The 20,540-nt window shown below is 37.8% G+C and carries 14 protein-coding genes and 1 tRNA gene; 2 read left to right on the forward strand and 13 right to left on the reverse strand.

What is annotated here, in order from left to right; genetic code table 11:
* Nucleotides 1-4 precede the first annotated feature (4 nt).
* Nucleotides 5-2,290 carry an acyl-CoA dehydrogenase family protein gene (locus tag RM706_RS01465; protein WP_311349243.1) on the forward strand — a complete coding sequence of 762 codons (2,286 nt, stop codon included), beginning with the start codon at nt 5-7 and terminating at the stop codon, nt 2,288-2,290.
* Here the strand turns inward: RM706_RS01465 and RM706_RS01470 are convergent.
* The 9 genes from RM706_RS01470 to RM706_RS01510 all read right to left on the reverse strand — a co-directional run bounded on the left by RM706_RS01470 (nt 2,287) and on the right by RM706_RS01510 (nt 14,952).
* Nucleotides 2,287-3,114, reverse strand: coding sequence for a GIN domain-containing protein (locus tag RM706_RS01470; protein WP_311349244.1), 828 nt, complete (start codon nt 3,112-3,114; stop codon nt 2,287-2,289). The two genes, RM706_RS01465 and RM706_RS01470, sit on opposite strands and share 4 nt — an antisense overlap.
* A 157-nt stretch (nt 3,115-3,271) precedes the next feature.
* Nucleotides 3,272-5,101: a cytochrome c oxidase subunit I gene (locus RM706_RS01475; RefSeq protein WP_311349245.1), complete on the reverse strand. Its 1,830-nt coding sequence runs from the start codon at nt 5,099-5,101 to the stop codon at nt 3,272-3,274.
* A gap of 40 nt (nt 5,102-5,141) precedes the next feature.
* Nucleotides 5,142-6,206, reverse strand: a complete 1,065-nt coding sequence (locus RM706_RS01480) for a cytochrome c oxidase subunit II (RefSeq protein WP_311349246.1) — start codon at nt 6,204-6,206, stop codon at nt 5,142-5,144.
* Between the two features lie 25 nt (nt 6,207-6,231).
* A complete protein-coding gene (locus RM706_RS01485; RefSeq protein ID WP_311349247.1) occupies nt 6,232-7,581 on the reverse strand; it encodes a quinol:cytochrome C oxidoreductase in 1,350 nt (449 codons plus the stop codon).
* Nucleotides 7,582-7,594: 13 nt separating this feature from the next.
* A complete protein-coding gene (locus RM706_RS01490) occupies nt 7,595-8,164 on the reverse strand; it encodes a c-type cytochrome (protein WP_311349248.1) in 570 nt (189 codons plus the stop codon).
* A 1-nt stretch (nt 8,165) separates the two neighbouring features.
* Complete coding sequence (locus RM706_RS01495) at nt 8,166-8,693, reverse strand: DUF3341 domain-containing protein (protein ID WP_311349249.1); 528 nt, start codon at nt 8,691-8,693, stop codon at nt 8,166-8,168.
* A 2-nt stretch (nt 8,694-8,695) separates the two neighbouring features.
* On the reverse strand, nt 8,696-10,411 hold the full coding sequence (locus RM706_RS01500) for a helix-hairpin-helix domain-containing protein (protein WP_311349250.1): 1,716 nt from the start codon (nt 10,409-10,411) through the stop codon (nt 8,696-8,698).
* A gap of 34 nt (nt 10,412-10,445) precedes the next feature.
* A complete protein-coding gene (locus RM706_RS01505; RefSeq protein ID WP_311349251.1) occupies nt 10,446-13,565 on the reverse strand; it encodes a TAT-variant-translocated molybdopterin oxidoreductase in 3,120 nt (1,039 codons plus the stop codon).
* Between the two features lie 28 nt (nt 13,566-13,593).
* Nucleotides 13,594-14,952, reverse strand: a complete 1,359-nt coding sequence (locus RM706_RS01510) for a c-type cytochrome (protein ID WP_311349252.1) — start codon at nt 14,950-14,952, stop codon at nt 13,594-13,596.
* Between the two features lie 311 nt (nt 14,953-15,263).
* Between RM706_RS01510 and RM706_RS01515 the strand changes: the two genes are divergently transcribed.
* Nucleotides 15,264-15,635, forward strand: a complete 372-nt coding sequence (locus RM706_RS01515) for an SPOR domain-containing protein (RefSeq protein ID WP_311349253.1) — start codon at nt 15,264-15,266, stop codon at nt 15,633-15,635.
* A 67-nt stretch (nt 15,636-15,702) separates the two neighbouring features.
* Here the strand turns inward: RM706_RS01515 and infB are convergent, their stop codons facing one another.
* From infB to RM706_RS01535, 4 genes are all read right to left on the reverse strand, one after another.
* Nucleotides 15,703-18,447 carry a translation initiation factor IF-2 gene (gene infB / locus RM706_RS01520; RefSeq protein ID WP_311349254.1) on the reverse strand — a complete coding sequence of 915 codons (2,745 nt, stop codon included), beginning with the start codon at nt 18,445-18,447 and terminating at the stop codon, nt 15,703-15,705.
* A 45-nt stretch (nt 18,448-18,492) separates the two neighbouring features.
* Nucleotides 18,493-19,725 carry a transcription termination factor NusA gene (gene nusA / locus RM706_RS01525; RefSeq protein ID WP_311349255.1) on the reverse strand — a complete coding sequence of 411 codons (1,233 nt, stop codon included), beginning with the start codon at nt 19,723-19,725 and terminating at the stop codon, nt 18,493-18,495.
* A 12-nt stretch (nt 19,726-19,737) separates the two neighbouring features.
* The gene (rimP, locus tag RM706_RS01530) at nt 19,738-20,199 is read right to left on the reverse strand and encodes a ribosome assembly cofactor RimP (protein WP_311349256.1); all 462 of its coding nucleotides are present in this window, start codon (nt 20,197-20,199) and stop codon (nt 19,738-19,740) included.
* A 156-nt stretch (nt 20,200-20,355) separates the two neighbouring features.
* A tRNA-Gln gene (locus tag RM706_RS01535) sits at nt 20,356-20,427 on the reverse strand.
* Nucleotides 20,428-20,540 lie beyond the last annotated feature (113 nt).

The raw sequence follows: 20,540 nt of genomic DNA on the forward strand, positions 1-20,540 counted from the left end.
ATGCATGTATTTATTGTATTTTCATTGCATTAACATACAAAACTATAGCAATGCCCTATTGCCATATATTCCATTTTTTTATGTGATTTGGTCAGATGACTTGCTTTCGGCTTCAGAGATAGATGTTGTAAAAACTGCAATTGGTGAAGACGACTCCTTATCAAATTTAGATAAAGAACAGCTGTGTAGTTGGCTCAATAAAAATCATCCGCCCAAGAATGAGGAAATCAAAAACTGGCAACAATTGATTACCAATAGTGGAGCAAAATTGGTAGAAAGTGAAACCTACCCCCTTGAAGCCTTCTCCCGAAAAGTATCCGATTTTTATTTTGAATCCCATAGGGTAAATGAAAATTTGAGGACAATTGAATTGAATTTAGGTATTCAACCTAATCATTATAATCATCTTTTTCATGTTGAAGTAATACATCAGGCATATTCTAATCAATATTCAGGTTCGGCAATTGATGCCATATTAAATGCGCCACATCTTACAATTATTAATCAATTTCGAGAATTTCTTAAAAACCTTATTTTTAAATGGGACATTCATCGCGATAAAGAATTGGCGCGAAAATTAGTTTTAAAACAAGTGCAATTGTTAGCCTCAGACGGTTGGGGCGCTCTGGCTTACCCTAATGCCTATGGTGGCAAGCAAGATATTGAAAGCTACGCATCTATATTTGAACATCTCATGTTTGTTGATGGTAGCCTAGCCATAAAGTTCGGTGTTCAATTTGGTCTATTTGGGGGTAGTATTCAAAATCTAGGAAGTACATACCATCACGATAATTATCTAAAAGATACTGGAGAAACTAAATTACTAGGGTGTTTTGCAATGACCGAAACTGGCCATGGCAGTAATGTTCGTGGTATTAAAACCACAGCAACTTATATTCATGAGACCAGAAGCTTAGTTATTCATACCCCAGGAAAAAGTGACAATAAAGAATATATAGGCAATGCCTTGGATTCTAAAATGGCATCGGTTTTCACCCAGTTAATTGTAAAAGGAAAAAATAAAGGGGTACATGCAGTTTTAGTGCCTTTACGTAATGAAAAACATGAAACCTTTAAAGGTATTACCATTGAAGATAATGGCTATAAATTAGGACTGAATGGTGTGGATAATGGCAAAATATGGTTTAATCAAGTCAAAGTACCTGTTGAAAATTTATTGGATAAATATGGTCAAATTGATAGAAACGGTAATTATCAGTCAGAAATAGAAAATCCCAACAAGCGATTTTTCACGATGTTGGGCACTTTAGTTGGTGGACGAATATGTGTTGCAAAAGGAGCTTTGGCAGGCGCTAAAATAGCATTGACCATATCGATAAAACATGCCTTAAAAAGAAGACAGTTCAATGATTCTATCAAGGTACAAGAAGATCTATTAATGGACTACCCAACGCACCAGTTGCGATTGATTCCTAAGGTTGCCTCTAGTTATGTTTATCATGCTGTTTTACAAAGGGCAATGCATGATTATGCCAATAGCACTGAAGACAAACGAAAAATCGAAACGCAAGTCGCTGGCCTTAAATCAATTATTACATGGTTTGCGACAGATACAATTCAAGAATGTCGCGAAGCATGTGGAGGTAAAGGGTATTTATTAGAAAACAGAATAGCTGATTTAAAGAATGATACAGACATTTTTACCACTTTTGAAGGTGACAATACAGTTTTGTTACAACTTGCGGCCAAAGGGGTCCTTTCTGATTTCAAATCAGAATTAAACTCAGGTGGGTTTGTAAGTGTATTAAAACTTATTGGTGGGCGTTTTGCGGACAAATTAGCCACCATCAATCCTGCGTACTCCAATAAAGTAGATAAGGCTCATTTATATAATCCAAAATTTCATCTTCATGCCTTGGATTTTAGATTTCGAAGATTGACCGATTCAGCCGCTATGCGTATTCGCAACTATATCAAAAAAGGGATACCTAGTTATCAAGCGTTTTTAAAGACTCAAACCCATTTGTTAGAATTGGGGAGAGGCTATAGTGAGGTATTGGCTATGAAATGGTATTATGAATTTGTTTCATCACAGGAAGAAGGGCCCTACAAATCACTTTTATACAAAATTGGCGCATTACACGGGCTATCTATAATACGCAAAGATGCCACTTGGTATTTAGAACAGGGCTATTTAGGTAGCACAAAATCAAAAGCCATTCGCCAGCGTGTTGAACGCTTAAGTACTGAACTAAGGCCTCATATCAATTCATTGGTAAATGGATATGGAATTCCAGAACATCTAGTTAGTGCGCCGATTTCTAATTAATCTTCTTTTTTTATCAGTTGAGAAGTATCTAAAAATTCCAGTATACTAATTTTAGGTTCCCCATAAAGATAAGTTTTTGAATCATCACGAGATTGAAGTTCTAACTCTCGAGTAGCAAATACTCGAGCAATCGTTGATTCTTCCAACCTGATTTTCGCGCCAACAATTTGAAGTTTTTCTCCTTTAAATCTAGTGTTGTTAAATGCCCTTAATTGCAGGCTATCGGTTGTCCCAGAAATATCAAGAGATGCATTATTCAATAATTCAATATTCTTTGCTCCACTAACAGCATAAATATTTGCATCAGATCGGTGCTTCATAGTAATCGATAAAGAATCCACATCTAAATTAAAATCAGTTGTACTATTGTCTTCCAAATTTAAATAGGCGACAAAAGCACTTGCTTTTAGATTTAGTTTAGAAGGTCCAAAAACATCGACAAATAATTCATCGGCGTTAATAACATCCTCACTAGTAATCTTACCATCTCGCTGGGTAATTGCTTTTAATTCTTTATAATTGACAGTAATATTGAGTTTCTTTTTTGTGGTAACATCATAAAACGAAGAAATCACCAAGGTACTATCAACTACCTTGAATTTTAAAATATCAACCAAATTGTCATCCGCAATTATCTCATACCCTTCTCCGAAAGACTTTTTTAACTTAATTTCTAAATTGTCATTTAATTCTATAGCATTAAATGGTGGCAACTCGTCCCGAACTTCAGTTACCTGTCTATTTCCCTTTATTTTTGGTTTTCGTTGTGACCAACTGACTTGAGGTAGCAATGCTATAAATAATATTACCGTGATTTTTTTCATAATCAATAGAATTACATATTACACCTAAATATGAGACACTTTAATCTCAAAAAAGTCATCCAATTCAGATATCATTAAAAGAAAAAGTCATGCCAAATTACTGAAATAAAAAAGCCATCCGAATGGGATGGCTTTAAATTTTTCTTAAAGAACCTATTTAATGGTTCATTTCTTCTTCATTTTCTTGAAGAGGTATATGTTGAGGAACATAGTCTTGCCCTTCTATAATGTATTCTCCGTTTTCATAGGTCTTACTGTAATCATATGCCCAACGGTGTACTTCTGGTATAGGTCCATCCCAGTTTCCGTGAATATGCTTCATTTCAGCTGTCCACTCCAAAGTATTAGACTTCCATGGGTTTTGAGGCCCTTTTTTACCATAGAAAATACTGCTAATAAAGTTGTAAACGAACACTAATTGTGCAGCACCTGCAATCAAGGCAAATACAGTCATCAATATCTGTACATTGGTCAACTCATCAAACATTGGGAATGCTGTATTCTCATAATACCTTCTTGGCACCCCTGCCATTCCAACAAAGTGCATTGGAAAGAATATTCCGTATGCGCAGATAGCCGTCACCCAAAAATGAATATACCCTAGATTTTTGTTCATCATTCGCCCTTGAAACATTTTTGGAAACCAATGATATACTCCCGCAAATAGTCCATATAAGGCAGAAATACCCATTACTAAGTGGAAGTGGGCCACTACAAAGTAAGTATCGTGTACATTAATATCCAATGTACTATCACCTAAAATAATACCCGTTAAACCACCAGTTATAAATGTAGATACCAGACCAATAGAAAACAACATAGCTGGATTCAATTGCAGGTTACCTTTCCAAAGCGTAGTGATATAATTAAACGCTTTTACTGCCGAAGGAATTGCAATTAATAAGGTCGTAAACGTAAATACCGAACCTAAAAACGGGTTCATACCAGATATAAACATATGGTGTCCCCAAACAATAGTCGATAAAAATGCAATTGCTAGAATTGATGCAACCATCGCTCGGTAACCAAAAATTGGTTTTCTCGCATTGGTAGACATTACCTCAGAAGTAATGCCTAAGGCCGGTAATAACACAATATACACTTCAGGATGCCCTAAGAACCAAAATAAATGCTCAAATAGTACTGGTGAACCTCCTTGATAATGCAATGCCTCACCTTGAATAAATATATCTGATAAGAAGAACGAAGTACCAAAACTCCTATCCATAATCAACAGCAAAGCTGCTGAAAGCAATACTGGAAACGATATTACACCGATTACTGCCGTAACGAAAAATGCCCAGATGGTCAATGGCAAACGAGTCATTGACATTCCTTTTGTTCTAAGGTTAATTACAGTAACAATATAATTCAATGACCCTAATAGCGATGATGCGATAAATATTGCCATAGAAACCAGCCATAACGTCATTCCCATCCCCGACCCAGGCTGCGCCATAGGCAAGGCACTTAATGGTGGATAAATGGTCCAACCTGCTGCTGCTGGTCCAGCTTCAACGAATAAGGAAATTACCATAATAACTGTCGAAACAAAAAACATCCAGTATGACAACATGTTCAAAAAGCCAGAAGCCATATCCCTAGCCCCTATTTGTAGCGGAATCAATAAGTTACTAAAAGTACCGCTTAAGCCCGCCGTAAGTACAAAAAACACCATTATGGTTCCATGCATGGTAATCAAGGCCAAATATACATCGGCATCCATTACACCATCAGGAGCCCATTTACCTAGTAAAGCTTGAAAAACTGAGAATGATTCCCCTGGCCATGCCAATTGCATTCTAAACAACAATGACATTGCAATACCAATGAAACCCATCACCAAAACACCTGTAATAAGATATTGCTTCGCTATCATCTTATGGTCTTGACTGAAGATGTACTTAGTTATAAAAGTTTCTTTATGATGATGTCCATGATCATCATGTGAATGATCATCTCCGTGTTCGTGTGCAATCGCTGACATAATCGTTAATTTTTATTTTTATTTCTTTTTCTAGCCAAATTTATTGTGCGGAAGCCATCATATCGCCAAAGGTCCCCTGTTCCGCAATCCATTTATTGTACTCTTCTTCTGTCTCAACAATAATTTTCATCTGCATATTGTAATGTGATTTACCACAAATCTTATTACAAAGAAGTATATAGTCAAATTCCCATGGGTCTGTATTGGGAATTCCTTTGGCCGCTTTTTCAGCTCTAATTGCGTTAGTTCTCTTAACCTTATCTACCACATCAGGATTTAGGCGCATCTCTTCTGTTGTAATGGTAGGTGTAAAAGAAAATTCAGTAATCATACCTGGAACACAATTCATTTGTGCTCTAAAGTGAGGCATGTACGCTGAATGTAATACATCTTGTGAACGCATATAGAAGTTAACTTTTCTTCCTACTGGCAAATGCAATTCTTTCACAATTATATCGTCAGAAGAATTAGGGTCAGATTCATCTAAACCTAAAACATTGGCACGATCAATATCAATTAATCGAACACTAGCATCTCCAAGCACATTATCTTCTCCTCCATATCTTGCTTGCCAGTTAAACTGTTGTGCATATAACTCCACGATTAGGGGGTCATCTTCATCATTTACGTCCATTATGTTAGTCCATGAATACAAACCCCAAATAATAAGACCAGCCAAAACAATTACCGGTATAATGGTCCAGATAAACTCCAATCTATCATTATCGGCATAAAAAAGTGCCTTTTTACCTTCTTCGCCACGATATTTATATCCAAAATAATGCAACAATGCCTGTGTGATTGTTTGCACAAAAAATATGATGGCAAATGAAATCCACATCAGGGTATCGTACTCCCCGCCATGTGCTGATGCCGCCTCTGGCAACAATACTTTTGTATACTTGGCAAAACTAAAAATGGTTATGCCGTAAATGAAAATTAAAAACCCAAACAACAAATACCCATTAGTTCTGTTATCAGAATCGTTTGCAATTTGAGCATTTGAAGAATCGGCTTTAAGTTGTGACAGTTCAAATATTTTGGTCATTTGCCAAATTGCAATTGCCACTAAAACCAGAACTGTTAATATCAATAATTTTGTCATTCTTAACTACTTTCTCTTATCACTATTAGTAATGGAAATGCTTACTCTCTTCTATAAACGGATTGCGTTTTGGAGTCAATTCTTCTTTGGTCAAAGCATTGAATACCCAGAATATAAACAACCCGGCAAAAAATAGTATTCCACCTATTTCAGGCACGCCTAAGTGCCATTGGTCACCAACTGTTGCAGGCATTACCATATTGAATACATCCATATAATGTCCAAACAATATAACTAAACCAGCCATTACCACAAACCAATTCACTCGCTTGTAGTCGCTGTTCATCAAAACTAGTAATGGAAATATAAAGTTCAACGCCAACATACCGAAAAACGGCAATTTGTAATCTTCAATACGTGTTACAAAATAAGTCACCTCTTCAGGAATATTTGCATACCATATCAACATGAACTGACTAAACCATAAATAGGTCCAAAAAATGCTGATACCGAACATAAACTTCGCTAAATCGTGAATATGACTATCATTGATCTCAGGTAATAATCCTTTTGATTTTAGATAAATCGTTGTCAGTGCTATTACTGTAATACCTGAAACAAACATACTAGCAAATACATACCACCCGAATAAAGTACTGAACCAGTGTGGGTCAAGGCTCATAATCCAATCCCAAGACATCATGGACTCAGAAATCAAATAGAAAACCAAGAAAGCGGCCGATATTCTAAAATTAAGCTTGAACTTCGAATTATCATCCGACTTATCTTGTTCTAAAGAGAGTTTTCTTGAATATTGTCTGTATGCTATCCATCCTCCTAAGAAAATAGCGGCTCTAATCAAAAAGAAAGTCGGGTTTAAATACCCTTTCTTACCTTGTAATAACTTGTCATGGGCAACAACGTCAGCATCCATCCAAGTAAACATGTGGTTGAAGTGCAAGGTAGACATCACCAAGAGCACAAATACAATAATCCCACCTGGAACAATATATGAGGTAATACCTTCCATAACTCTAAACAACAATGGAGACCAACCAGCCTGAGCAGCTCTTTGAACTGCATAAAATGCCAATACGCCCAACGAAATCATAAAGAAAAAGAAGGCTGCAACATATAATGCAGACCAAGGCCTATTCTGTAACTGATGTAAAATGTGCTCGTCATGTGCCTGAGAAGCCTTATGGCCATCTGTTTCTGAAGCATGTCCTGATTCTTTCATATAATCAGCTTCCTCACCATGACCTGTCTCTTCACTATGATCACTTCCATGACCATCATCATGTGCAGCTGCAACTATAGCCTTTGCTTCTTCAACAGTGCTAGGAGCACTTAAAAACCCAGTAGCAAGGCAGATAGCCCCTACAGCCATCAATATGAAAGATGTAATTTTAAGTCTATTTGAAAACGTATACATACTTCGTGTTTTCTTAGTTTGTTAGGTCTGCTTTTAATTTCATCACATATTCGGCAACTTGCCAAAGCTCTTCTTCACTACTCATTTGAGAAGCATAAGAACCCATGGAATTCAATCCATAATACATGGTATGATAGGTACTTCCTACAGTAATATTTCTTGCAACATCATCGTAACTTGGTACTCCAAGAATTTTTTCTCTTTTCACCAAGGTTCCCTGTCCTTTACCTTTAGGTCCATGACAAATGGCACAATACACATCATACAATACTTTACCCTTTTCAAGGTTAGCTTCAACAGCTAAAGAATCTAAAGGACTGGGCTGCAAGCGCGCCATTTCTTTCCCGTCCGGTGTATTTTCATACTCATAGGGCATCCATTCTCTAGAAATCGTATTTTCTGCGGGAAGCATGGCTTCTGTTCCTTCTGGAAATAGGCCATTGTCAACCCCTTGATAGGTTTCATACCCAACTGGTTCATACATATTGGGCATGTACTGGTAATTTGGTCGGTTTTTGTCAGCACAAGAGGCGACTCCTACTAACAATACGAGACCAAAAACTATTTTTACGAATTGCTTCATGCTATTCATCCTTTTCTGTAACTGTTACTTCTATTGCACCTGTATCAAACAATAAGCCTTTTAGCTCTTCTTCGTTATCATGAATTCCTACTTCCATTAAAAACAAATCATCAGTTGTTCTTTTATCAGGATTCTCAGCTTTCTTGAATGGCCACATTCTACTTCTTAAATAAAATGTGATTACCATTAAGTGCGCTGCAAAGAATACCGTCAACTCGAACATAATTGGAACAAAAGCAGGCATATTTTCTAAATAACTAAAGCTTGGTTTACCACCAATATCTTGTGGCCAATCTTCAATCATAATGTAATTCATCATAACAATAGCTACCGTTAAGCCCAAACAGCCATACATAAAAGATGTAATCGCTATTCGAGTATCTGCGAGACCCATTGCTTTATCAAGCCCGTGTACCGGAAAAGGTGTAAACACCTCTTCAATATGGTGATGCTCTGCACGAACTTTTTTGACAGCATTCATCAATATGTCATCGTCGTTGTAAACCGCATGTATAACTTTTGATGCCATAATTACTTTTTCTTATTTAATTTTTTGGCTTGTCCAGCCCAGTCATCTCGTTGTGCTCGCCCTGGGAACTTCTCTGTAATAGAATCCAATAAATCGTATTCTTTTGAAGTCATTTTACCAACCTGCGCAAAAGTGAAGATTCCTATTTGATTCAATACTTTTTCCATTTGTGGTCCAATTCCCTTTACCTTTTGAAGCTCATCTGGAGTATCTTTTTCAGCGTCAAATGAACCTAATCTATCTAAAAGAGATGATACTTTTTCATCTTTAGCCGCTGGCTCTTCAACAGGAGCTGCTTTTTCTACTCCCCTTGATGGCATCTCATATAAAGGCTTGCCCGCATCTCTCAACTTTTTATAACGCTCTCCTGAAGATTTCAAGATAGACTTTACCTCAGCTTGCGCAATTACAGGGAAGGTTCTTGAGTACAGCAAGAAGAGTACAAAAAAGAAGCCTATGGTCCCTATAAAAATACCTATATCGACAAAGGTTGGCGAGAACATCGTCCATGACGATGGCAAATAATCTCTATGCAATGAGGTGACAATAATCACGAAACGCTCAAACCACATTCCAATATTTACAACAATAGAAATAAAGAAAGAGAACATGATACTGGTACGTAACTTTTTAAACCACATAAACTGTGGAGAGAATACATTACAAGTCATCATTAACAAGTATGCCCACCAATACGGACCTGTTGCTCTATTTAAAAAAGCATATTGCTCATATTCAACACCCGAATACCAAGCAATAAAAAGCTCTGTAATGTAGGCGCAACCAACAATAGAACCTGTAATCATGATGACTATGTTCATCAGTTCAATATGTTGCACCGTGATATAGGCCTCAAGACTACATACTTTACGCATGATAATCAATAGGGTATTTACCATGGCAAAACCAGAGAAAATAGCCCCAGCCACAAAGTATGGTGGAAAAATAGTAGTGTGCCACCCTGGTATTACTGATGTAGCAAAGTCAAAAGATACAATGGTATGCACTGAAAGCACCAATGGCGTTGCCAAACCTGCCAAAACCAAAGAAACTTCTTCAAAACGTTGCCAGTCTTTAGCACGCCCAGTCCAACCAAAACTCAATAAACTATATATTTTCTTTTGAAAAGGCTTTACCGCCCTATCACGAATCATTGCAAAATCAGGAAGTAAACCTGTCCACCAAAATACCAATGAAACAGATAGGTAGGTTGAAATTGCAAATACATCCCAAAGTAAAGGTGAATTAAAGTTTACCCAAAGTGATCCAAATTGGTTTGGAATTGGTAATACCCAATATGCTAACCAAGGACGTCCCATGTGAATAATTGGAAATAAACCTGCTTGGATTACCGAGAAAATAGTCATCGCCTCAGCAGAGCGGTTAATGGCCATTCTCCATTTTTGACGGAACAACAAAAGCACTGCCGAAATCAGTGTACCTGCGTGACCAATACCAACCCACCAAACAAAGTTGGTGATATCCCAAGCCCAGTTAACGGTTTTGTTCAATCCCCATACTCCAATACCTGTGGAGATGGTATAAATGATACAACCTAAACCCCAAAGAAATGCAACCAATGCAATGGAAAATACTATCCACCAATGCTTATTGGCTTTCCCTTCTACCGGACGGGCAATATCCACGGAAACATCGTGGTAGCCTTTGTCTCCAAGTACTAGGGGTTTTCGTATAGGTGCTTCGTAATGCGACGCCATAAATTTATATTCTAGTTTCTTGCTTATTCGTTGGTTATGCTTCGTTGTCGTTTCTCACTTTCACATGATAGAACACATTTGGTTTTGTACCCACATGCTCTAATAAGTGATACATTCTATCGTCTTCTTTTAACTCAGCAACTTTACTTTCTTTATTATTAATATCACCAAAAACAATTGCTCCATTGCTACATGCAGAAGAACAAGCCGTTTGGAATTCACCATCAGTTATTGGTCGACCTTCTCGTTTTGCATCCAAGATGGTTTTTTGTGTCATTTGAATACACATAGAGCATTTTTCCATGACCCCTCTTGAACGAACATTCACATCTGGATTCAATACCATTCTGCCCAAATCATTGTTCATATTGTAATCAAACTCATCATTACCATTATATAAGAACCAGTTGAACCTTCTCACTTTGTAAGGGCAGTTATTGGCACAATATCTTGTACCCACACAACGGTTATATGCCATATGATTTTGACCTTGACGGCTATGCGCAGTTGCCGCAACCGGACAAACCGTTTCACAAGGCGCATGGTTACAGTGTTGACACATTACTGGTTGGAAGGCCACTTGCGGATTCGCAGAAGGACTCTCCATTTCTCCTAAGGCCTTTTTCTCGCCAGTAAACCACCCTTTAGCATTTTCTTTCTTTTCATTATCGCCCTCAAAAGTTTCTTCAGAAGAATAATACCTATCAATTCGCAACCAGTGCATATCACGTGATTTACGGACCTCTTCTTTACCTACAACAGGCACATTATTCTCTGAATGACAAGCGATAACACAAGCTCCACAACCAGTACAAGCATTCAAATCGATAGACATATTAAAATGATGCCCTATCGATCGGTCAAATTCTTGCCACAAATCAACATCTGCAGAAGTGACTGCCACTTCTTGGTGGTTTAACGAGACCTCAGGGGTAGGGTTCCACTCATGATGGTCTTTAGTATTGAATATCTCTAGCGTGGTTTCTTTTATAATATCACCACGCCCCATTAAGGTATTGTGCAATTGTACACAGGCGAATTCATGCATTCCACCAGCTTTCGTAATTGACACTGACTGCACATTATTAAAGTCTTTATATAGCTGAAATGCATTAACACCTGTTTGCATTTCGTCTTTCATGCCAGCTTTCTTACCATAGCCAAAAGAAATACCAAGGGTACCCTTAGCTTGACCAGGTTGAATAATAACGGGTACATTGTTCACTACAGCACCATCAACAGTTAAGTTGGCATAACTTCCGTCTAAACCACCATTAGCTACATTTTCATTCTCTAAACCTAATTCGGCAGCATCTTCTTTGGAAACAGTTACATAGTTATCCCATGAGACCCTAGTGATCGGATCCGGAAACTCTTGCAACCATGGATTGCTTGCTTGTTGACCATTGCCCATACCCACTTTTGAATACAACATTAGTTCAAAAGGAGCACTAGTTGAATTTGCTAAAGAGCGAAGTGCGGATGCAATTGGAACTGCTTCTATTTCTAAGCCTTCTTCATCTTCCGTGGTAATTGTAGTTGCTACAACATCATCTTCAACTACTTCGCTGGCAACAGCAAAAACACCATCTTGTAATGCTTTGTTCCAGCTAGCTCCGTTTAATATAGATGTCGACCAATTTTCCTTAAGGAAATCGTAATACGTTTTATCACTTTCCATCCATGTTAACAAACAGGACTGAAATTGTCTTGTATCAAACAACTCGCGAATGGTCGGCTGCATTAGGCTAAAGTGACCTTTTTTGATTTCAAGGTCATTCCAAGCCTCTAGATAATGAGATGATGCAGCAACATACTTAGATGCTTGGGCAGTTTCATCATTATTAAAAGAACAACTTACCGCCAAACCTACTTTACCCAAACCTTCTAAAAAGTCAGCAGCGTTTGGCAAAGAATATGCAGGATTCACACCGTCAATTAAAACAGCCCCTACTCGACCTGCTTTCATATCTGCGACAAGCTTATTTACTTTTGAAGCATTACCTTGACGAACATATTTTGGCTTTTCAGAATCGAAAGCCTTGCTCTGCAATAAGGTATTGATAGCCAATACAACTGCTTGTGCGTTTTGATCATTCAGACCACAAACCACAACAGCATTATCGCCTGCTTTTCTTATTTCTTTGGCAGCTTCTTCAACATAGGCATCAACTTCTGAACTACCACCCCCTATTGAACTACCATTTAACTTACCGTACAATTTGGCCAATGCTACTTTAAGCTGCGATGGTTTCATCGGAACTCTTGTATCGGCATTAGCACCAGTTAGGGACATATTAGACTCAAACTGAATATGTCTTGACATTTTGCCATGGTTGGGTACACGACCTTTAGAATACCCATAATCATATCCACCCCCTTGCCAGTCTCCAAGAAAATCAGCTCCGAACGAAACAATTAATTCTGCCTTTTCAAAATCATAATCTGCAAAGGCTCTTTCTCCATAAGCAGCTTCAAAAGCGTTTAGAGCAGCATCTTCAGAAATGGCGTCATAAACCACATGATTTACATTTTCATAAGCCGCAGAAAATTCTTCAATCAATTTTTTTGTCGATGGACTGGCATACGTCTGGGTCAATAAAGCAATCTGCTTACCCGAATTACCTGCCGCTTTTAATCCACCTTTCACCCTATTATCGAAATCATCCCAAGAAATAGGATTTCCTTCAAAAGTTGGCCCTTGAAGCCTTGTACTATCATATAAGGAAAGAACGGAGGCATTAACTCTAGCATTGGCACCTCCATTAACTTTAGCCCTGTCATTATTTTCTATTTTGATAGGACGACCTTCTCGTGTCTTCACCAAAATACTTGCAAAATCAAAACCATCAGCAATCGAAGTTGCATAATAATTAGCCACACCAGGAACTATACTTTCTGGTTGAACAACGTATGGGATAGATTTTTTAACCGGTCCTTCACAAGCAGCCAATGAAGCAGCCGCGGTACTAAAGCCCACATACTTCAGAAAATCTCTTCTGTTCGTAGATGAAGCGGACAAATTTTCTTTGTCGCCCAAGAACTCATCAACAGGAATTGATTCTGTAAATTCATTCTGTTTTAGCGTCTCAACAATGGAATCGTTCGGTTTCAACTCCGCTTCACTCTTCCAATATTTTTTGTTTGATGCCATATGCTTATTAAAATATCTTCATTAAATATTAATAGTGGCACTTACCACATTCCAATCCTCCCATTTGAGCTGCAGTCAACTTCTCAACACCATACTTTTTCGAAAGCTCTTCATGAATTTTTGTATAATAACCATTATCGGCTATCTGAACTTCAGTCTCTCTGTGACAATTGATACACCAACCCATGGTTAAAGGGGAGTACTGATACATAACCTCCATTTCTTCCACCGGACCATGACAAGTTTGACATTCGATTTTACCTACCTCAACATGTTGTGAATGATTGAAATAGGCAAAATCTGGCAGATTATGAATTCTTACCCATTCTACTGGTTGGGTTTCTCCTGTATATTTCTGGTTCTCTTCGTCCCAACCAACGGCCTTGTAAAGCTTTTTGATTTCCTTGGTATAAAACTCATTGGTATAGCCATTCGCAAGATCTTCAGCGCTTGGACCTTCGGGATTACCTTGATATTCATAAATCGATTTGTGACAATTCATACAAACATTCAACGAAGGAATACCTGAATGTTTTGAAACCCTCGCTGAAGAGTGACAATATTTACATTCTATTTTATTGTCACCAGCATGAACCTTATGAGAATAGTGGATTGGTTGAACCGGGGCATATCCCTGATCAATACCGATTTGAGACATCCAACTATATGCAAAATAAGCACTGCCTAATAACAAAACAATTACCGAACAAAAAACCAAAAATTGATTTTGCACAAAAGCCTTCCAAATTGGAGTTCCCTTTTCTCCATCTGCCTTTACAACTTCAACGCCATTAGCTTCAGCAATCCTTCTTAAAGTATTGTTCACCAAAAACAGCATCACCACCAACAAAGCAAACACCAATGCCAATGCTCCTAAAATAATCTCATTTGAAATACCACCAGATGATTCGCCACCCGATGTCGCGCTACCTGCAGCTGCATCTGGAACCACTGGAGCTGGAGCTGGAGCAGCAGTATATGCCAGAATATTATCTATATCAGCATTTGACAAAGTTGGAAAGGCCGTCATAGCAGCCTGATTATATTCGCTATAAATTTTGTTGGCATAAGCATCGCCAGACTTAATCATACCTGGACTATTCTTAATCCACGTATAAAGCCATTCCTTATCCAAACCTTCATCTTCGGCCAAACGAGTCTTGACATTTCTTAAGGCCGGTCCGGTCATTTTTCGATCAAGCGCATGACAAGCAGCACAATTTTGATTGAAAAGCTGTTTACCAGCAGTTGCGTCGCCAGCCGAAGCAACAACATCTTCAGAAGTTTCTTCTTGAGCAATTACAGACGTTGATAAAAATGTTAGGAGTAATAGGAAACTAAGACCAAATACTTTTGAAAATTGAACGCGGCTAAAAACCTTTTTCATTTGTTACTTGTTATTTCTTAAAGCGGTCAAATGTAATTCGCAAATGAACTAAATCCATTGTCCATGCGCATTATCATAGTAACGCATTTGCTATCAGAATTTTGGCACGATAATTTCTTACTATAATTGCGTAAGGAAACGGTGTCATACTCAAAATTGCTGTCAAAAATACGACACAGCAACCTTTTTTAAAATGTTAAGGGATTTATAATAACTAATTTATAACTATTCTAAATAATGTATTTTTATTTTGTTTAAAACTTAAAAAATTACATTTGTATAGTTTACACTAACACAGCATATTGACACCTATGAGAACCCCTATATACATTATACTGCTATTGTTTTTTGTGCAAATTGTAAAAGCGCAAGATGGCACTATAAATATTAAACAAGACCCAAAAATCGATCAACTCGTTGAGGCCTATAACACCGTTAATTCTAAAACAGAATTTTACCAAATCCAAGTTGGTTTTGGGAGTTATCAAAAGGCACAAAACCTTAAATCCAAAGTGGAAATAGATTTTCCGGGTTGGTATTCAAAAATCGAATTTCAAGAACCGACTTATAGGGTAAGACTAGGTAAATTTCGTGAAAAATTGGAAGCGGAACGTAAATTTATTGAAGTCAGAAAAAAGTATCCTGATGCAATGTTATTAAAACCAGAGAATAGCACGAAATAATCAAAAAAAAACTCCATCATAAAAAATCCCGCATTAGTGGGATTTTTTATGTTTTAGCTCAAAATTTTTATAGTTTTTTCTTTACAGCTACCTCTTGGAAAGCTTCAACCACATCATTAATTTTGATATCATTATAATTCTTGACCTGTAGTCCACAATCATATCCCTTTGAAACTTCCTTAACGTCATCTTTAAATCGCTTTAATGATGACAATTCACCTGTAAAGATTACTACTCCATCACGAATCAAACGAATCTGAGAGTTTCTAAAGATTTTACCATTTTGCACCATACAACCTGCAATGGTTCCGATTTTAGAAATCTTAAAGGTTTCACGAATCTCAGCAGTACCTGTAATTTCTTCTTTCATTTCAGGAGACAACATTCCCTCCATTGCATCTTTCAAATCATTGATTGCGTCATAGATAATGGAATACATTCTAATATCGATTTCTTCCTTATCAGCTATATCTCGAGCATTACCCATTGGCCTAACATTAAATCCGATAATAATCGCATCAGAGGCACTTGCCAATAACACATCAGATTCCGTTATTGCGCCAACCGCTTTATGAATGATATTCACTTGAATTTCGTCCGTAGAAAGTTTTTGGAACGAATCTGTTAAAGCTTCAACAGAACCATCAACATCACCCTTAAGTATGATGTTCAATTCTTGGAAATCACCTAAGGCGATACGTCTTCCAATCTCATCAAGTGTAATATGTCGTTGTGTTCTTACAGATTGTTCTCGTTGTAATTGAGAACGTTTGGCCGCAATTTGCTTGGCCTCTCTTTCATCATCAAGCACATTAAATTTGTCGCCTGCCTGTGGAGCTCCGTCCAAACCAAGAATTGATATTGGAGTTGCGGGTCCAGCTTTCTTAATACTTTTTCCGCGCTCATCTTGCATGGCCTTAACTTTACCGCTAGTTGTACCAGCCAATACATAATCACCAATTTGCAAGGTTCCTGCCTGAACTAAAATAGTACTTACATAACCACGCCCCTTATCAAGAAATGCTTCTACTACCGTTCCGTTTGCTAATTTATTAGGATTTGCTTTCAACTCTAACAATTCAGCTTCAAGCAACACTTTTTCTAAAAGATCTTTAATTCCATCACCTGTTTTGGCCGAAATATCATGCGATTGTATTTTACCGCCCCAATCTTCAACCAAAAGATTCATTTGTGCTAAACCTTCTTTAATCTTATCTGGATTTGCCGTAGGTCTATCTATCTTATTTATAGCAAACACAATTGGCACACCAGCTGCTTGTGCATGGCTAATAGCTTCTTTGGTCTGAGGCATAATATCGTCATCTGCGGCGATTACAATAATAGCGATATCAGTTACTTGGGCACCCCTTGCGCGCATCGCCGTAAACGCTTCGTGACCAGGTGTATCTAAAAAGGTCATTTTTTGGCCGTTTTCTAGAGTAACACCATAGGCGCCGATATGCTGTGTAATCCCTCCGCTTTCACCAGCAATTACATTCTCTTCTCGAATATAATCCAAAAGCGAAGTTTTACCATGGTCAACATGACCCATGACTGTTACAATCGGAGCCCTAGATTTCAAATCTTCAGGAGCATCTTCATCTATTTCAATGGATTCTTCAATTTCAGCAGTTACAAACTCTACCTCGTAACCAAATTCTTCAGCTACAATGGTCAAAGTTTCAGCATCTAACCGCTGGTTCATGGTTACCATCATGCCCAGTGACATGCAGGCTGATATAATTTCAGTAGTGGTGACATTCATCATCGTGGCCACTTCGTTTGCAGTCACAAACTCGGTCACTTTTAACAACTTACTTTCAAGTTCTTGCTGTTCTAAATCTTTCTCTGTTTGCTGACGGTGTTGGTCTCTTTTATCACGACGGTATTTCGCCCCCTTACCCTTATTGCTTTTACCTTGAAGTTTTTCTAAGGTCTCACGAACTTGTTTTTGTACTTCTTCTTCAGTAGGCTCTACTTTTGGGGTATTGGATCTTTGATTATTACCACCTCTTCTATTACCTGCAGCGGGGCCCGTGCCTCTTGGTCTGTTTCCAGAGCCGCCTGGTCCGCCTGGCTTACTTACAATACGTCTTCTACGCTTTTTTCTGTCAGCGGCCGCAGCATCATCTTTTTTCGGCTCTTCTTTTTTCTTCTTAGGCTTATTGAACTGTGCTAAGTCAATTTTATCTCCTGTTATCTTTGGCCCAGATAGTTTCTTATACTTTGTCTCAATAGTCTTGGGCACTTCAGTTGCTGCTTCAGCAACCTCTTCTTCAACAGCAGCAGCTTCTTTCTTAACCTCTTCTTTTACGGTCGGAACTTCAGTTTCAGCAATAGGTTCTACCTTTGGCTCTTCCTTTTTCTCTAACTTTTTAGGTACTGCCTCAACAGCTGGTTTTTCCACTTGTTTTTTAGGCTCTTCAACTTTCGCAACAGGTTTTTTGTTGTCCAAATCAATTTTGCCCACAGTTTTTGGACCAGAAAGTTCAGCCTTACCCTTTATAACTTCTGAGGCAGCTTGTCTACGTTCACGAGCTAATCTACGTTCCTCTTGCTCTCGCTCCATTTGAAGTCTGAGCTCTTCTTTTTCTTTCAGCTTCTCTTCCGCGACTTCTTTTGAAGCAACCTTTTTGCTTTTATCTGTTTGAAATTCATCCAACAGTACTTGATATACCTCATCAGTGATTTTGGTAGTGGGCCTTGCCTCAATATCGTGACCTTTTGCCACAAGATGATCCACAGCCCTATCAAGGGAGATGTTCAATTCCCTTAGAACTTTATTTAATCTTATTGTTGGGTTACCTGCCATAAAAAAACTTTGCTATCCCTTTAATTTTCGGTGCTAATATATAGTTTAATCTTCAAATTCTTCTTTGAGAATGCGAACAACCTCTTTAACCGTTTCTTCTTCTAAATCGGTACGTTTTATCAAGTCAGCTACATCTTGTTCTAAAACACTTCGTGCTGTATCTAAACCTATTTTCTTAAATTCTTCAATAATCCACGCATCTATTTCATCAGAAAACTCTGTTAACTCAACATCTTCTTCAACTCCTTCACGGAACACATCAATCTCATAACCAGTTAATTGACCCGCCAATCTGATATTATGCCCTCCTCGACCAATTGCCTTTGAAACTTCCTCTGGCTTTAGATATACTTGGGCGGTCATCTTTTCATCATTCAGTTTTACCGAAGAAACACGTGCTGGACTCAATGCCCTGGTCACCATCAACTGTGGATTTCCTGTCCAATTGATTACATCAATATTTTCATTGCCTAATTCACGAACAATCCCATGAATACGTGAACCTTTCATACCTACACATGCACCCACAGGGTCAATACGATCGTCATAAGAATCAACTGCGACCTTAGCCTTTTCACCAGGAATACGGACAGCTTTCTTAATAGTAATCAATCCATCAAAAACCTCGGGGATCTCTTGAAAAAACAGTTGCTCTAAAAACTTAGGTGCGGTTCTCGACATAATAATAGAAGGCTTATTTCCCTTCAAATCTACACTCTCTATAATTCCGCGAACATTGTCACCCTTTCTAAAGAAATCAGAAGGAATTTGCTTGTCTTTAGGCATAATGATTTCGTTGCCTTCATCATCTAATAAAATAATTGCCTTATGACGGATATGATGTACCTCAGCGGTGTAGATTTCACCTTCTAAATCTTTAAACTGCTTATAAATTGTTGTATTATCATGTTCGTGGATTTTAGAAATCAAGTTTTGGCGCAAAGCTAAAATAGCACGTCTTCCCAAATCCATCAATTTTACTTCTTCAGAAACATCTTCCCCAACTTCAAAATCGGGCTCAATCTTTCTTGCTTCAGATAAAGAAATTTCTTCGTTAGGCTCTTCTACCTCACCATCTTCAACAACAATTCTGTTCCTCCAAATTTCTAAATCACCTTTATCTGGGTTGATAATGATGTCAAAATTCTCATCAGAACCAAACTTTTTCTTCAACGCATTCCTAAATACGTCTTCTAAAATTGCCATTAAGGTTACCCTATCAATAAACTTATCATCCTTAAATTCTGAAAAGGATTCAATAAGCGCCATGTTTTCCATTGTGGTCTACATTTAAAATTTTAATATAACTTTTGCTTCTTTAATATCAGAAAACGCAATTTCTTGTTTTTTCTGAACGGTATGCTTTCCTTTACCAATCGGCTTGGGCTCTCTCGCCTTCCATTCTAAAATTATCTCCTCTTCACCAGCAGCGGTCAAATATCCTTCAAACTTTTCCGTCTCAGTTTTAACAGATATCGTCCTACCAATATTCTTTTTATACTGCCTTGGCAATACTAATGGAGTAGTTGCACCTGCCGATGTCACCTCTAATGAAAAATCTTCTTCTTCACGATCAAGATTATGTTCAATGGCACGACTAATATCCATACAATCTTTCAGGTTTATGCCTTCATCGCCATCTAAAACAACCCTTATTTTATTACCAGAATCAACCATAAAGTCTATTAAAAACAAATCTTTACGCTGCCCTAATGCCCCATTCAAAAGCTTGGTTACCTTTTCCTTAAACATAAATCCAAGTAATAAAAGAGGGGACTATTAAGTCCCCTCATGAATACCAAATATCCGTTCAGTGGTGCAAATATACGATAATTCTATTGTTTGCAAAATTGAACGTTAAACAAAAAATTCCAACCGAAAATGGTCAGAATTTTTATTTGAATTTTGTTGGCCCACAAGGACTCGAACCTTGAATGACGGTACCAAAAACCGGAGTGTTGCCAATTACACCATGGGCCAATTTAAACTAGAACAAAATTAACATTCCGTTTTAGGAGGTGCAAATTTAAAACAAACTTTTGTATCACCCAATAAATTTTGCCATAATCATAGTCAAAAACTATAGGCAAACG

This window comes from Croceitalea rosinachiae, from assembly GCF_031846445.1.
GTDB lineage: Bacteria > Bacteroidota > Bacteroidia > Flavobacteriales > Flavobacteriaceae > Croceitalea > Croceitalea rosinachiae.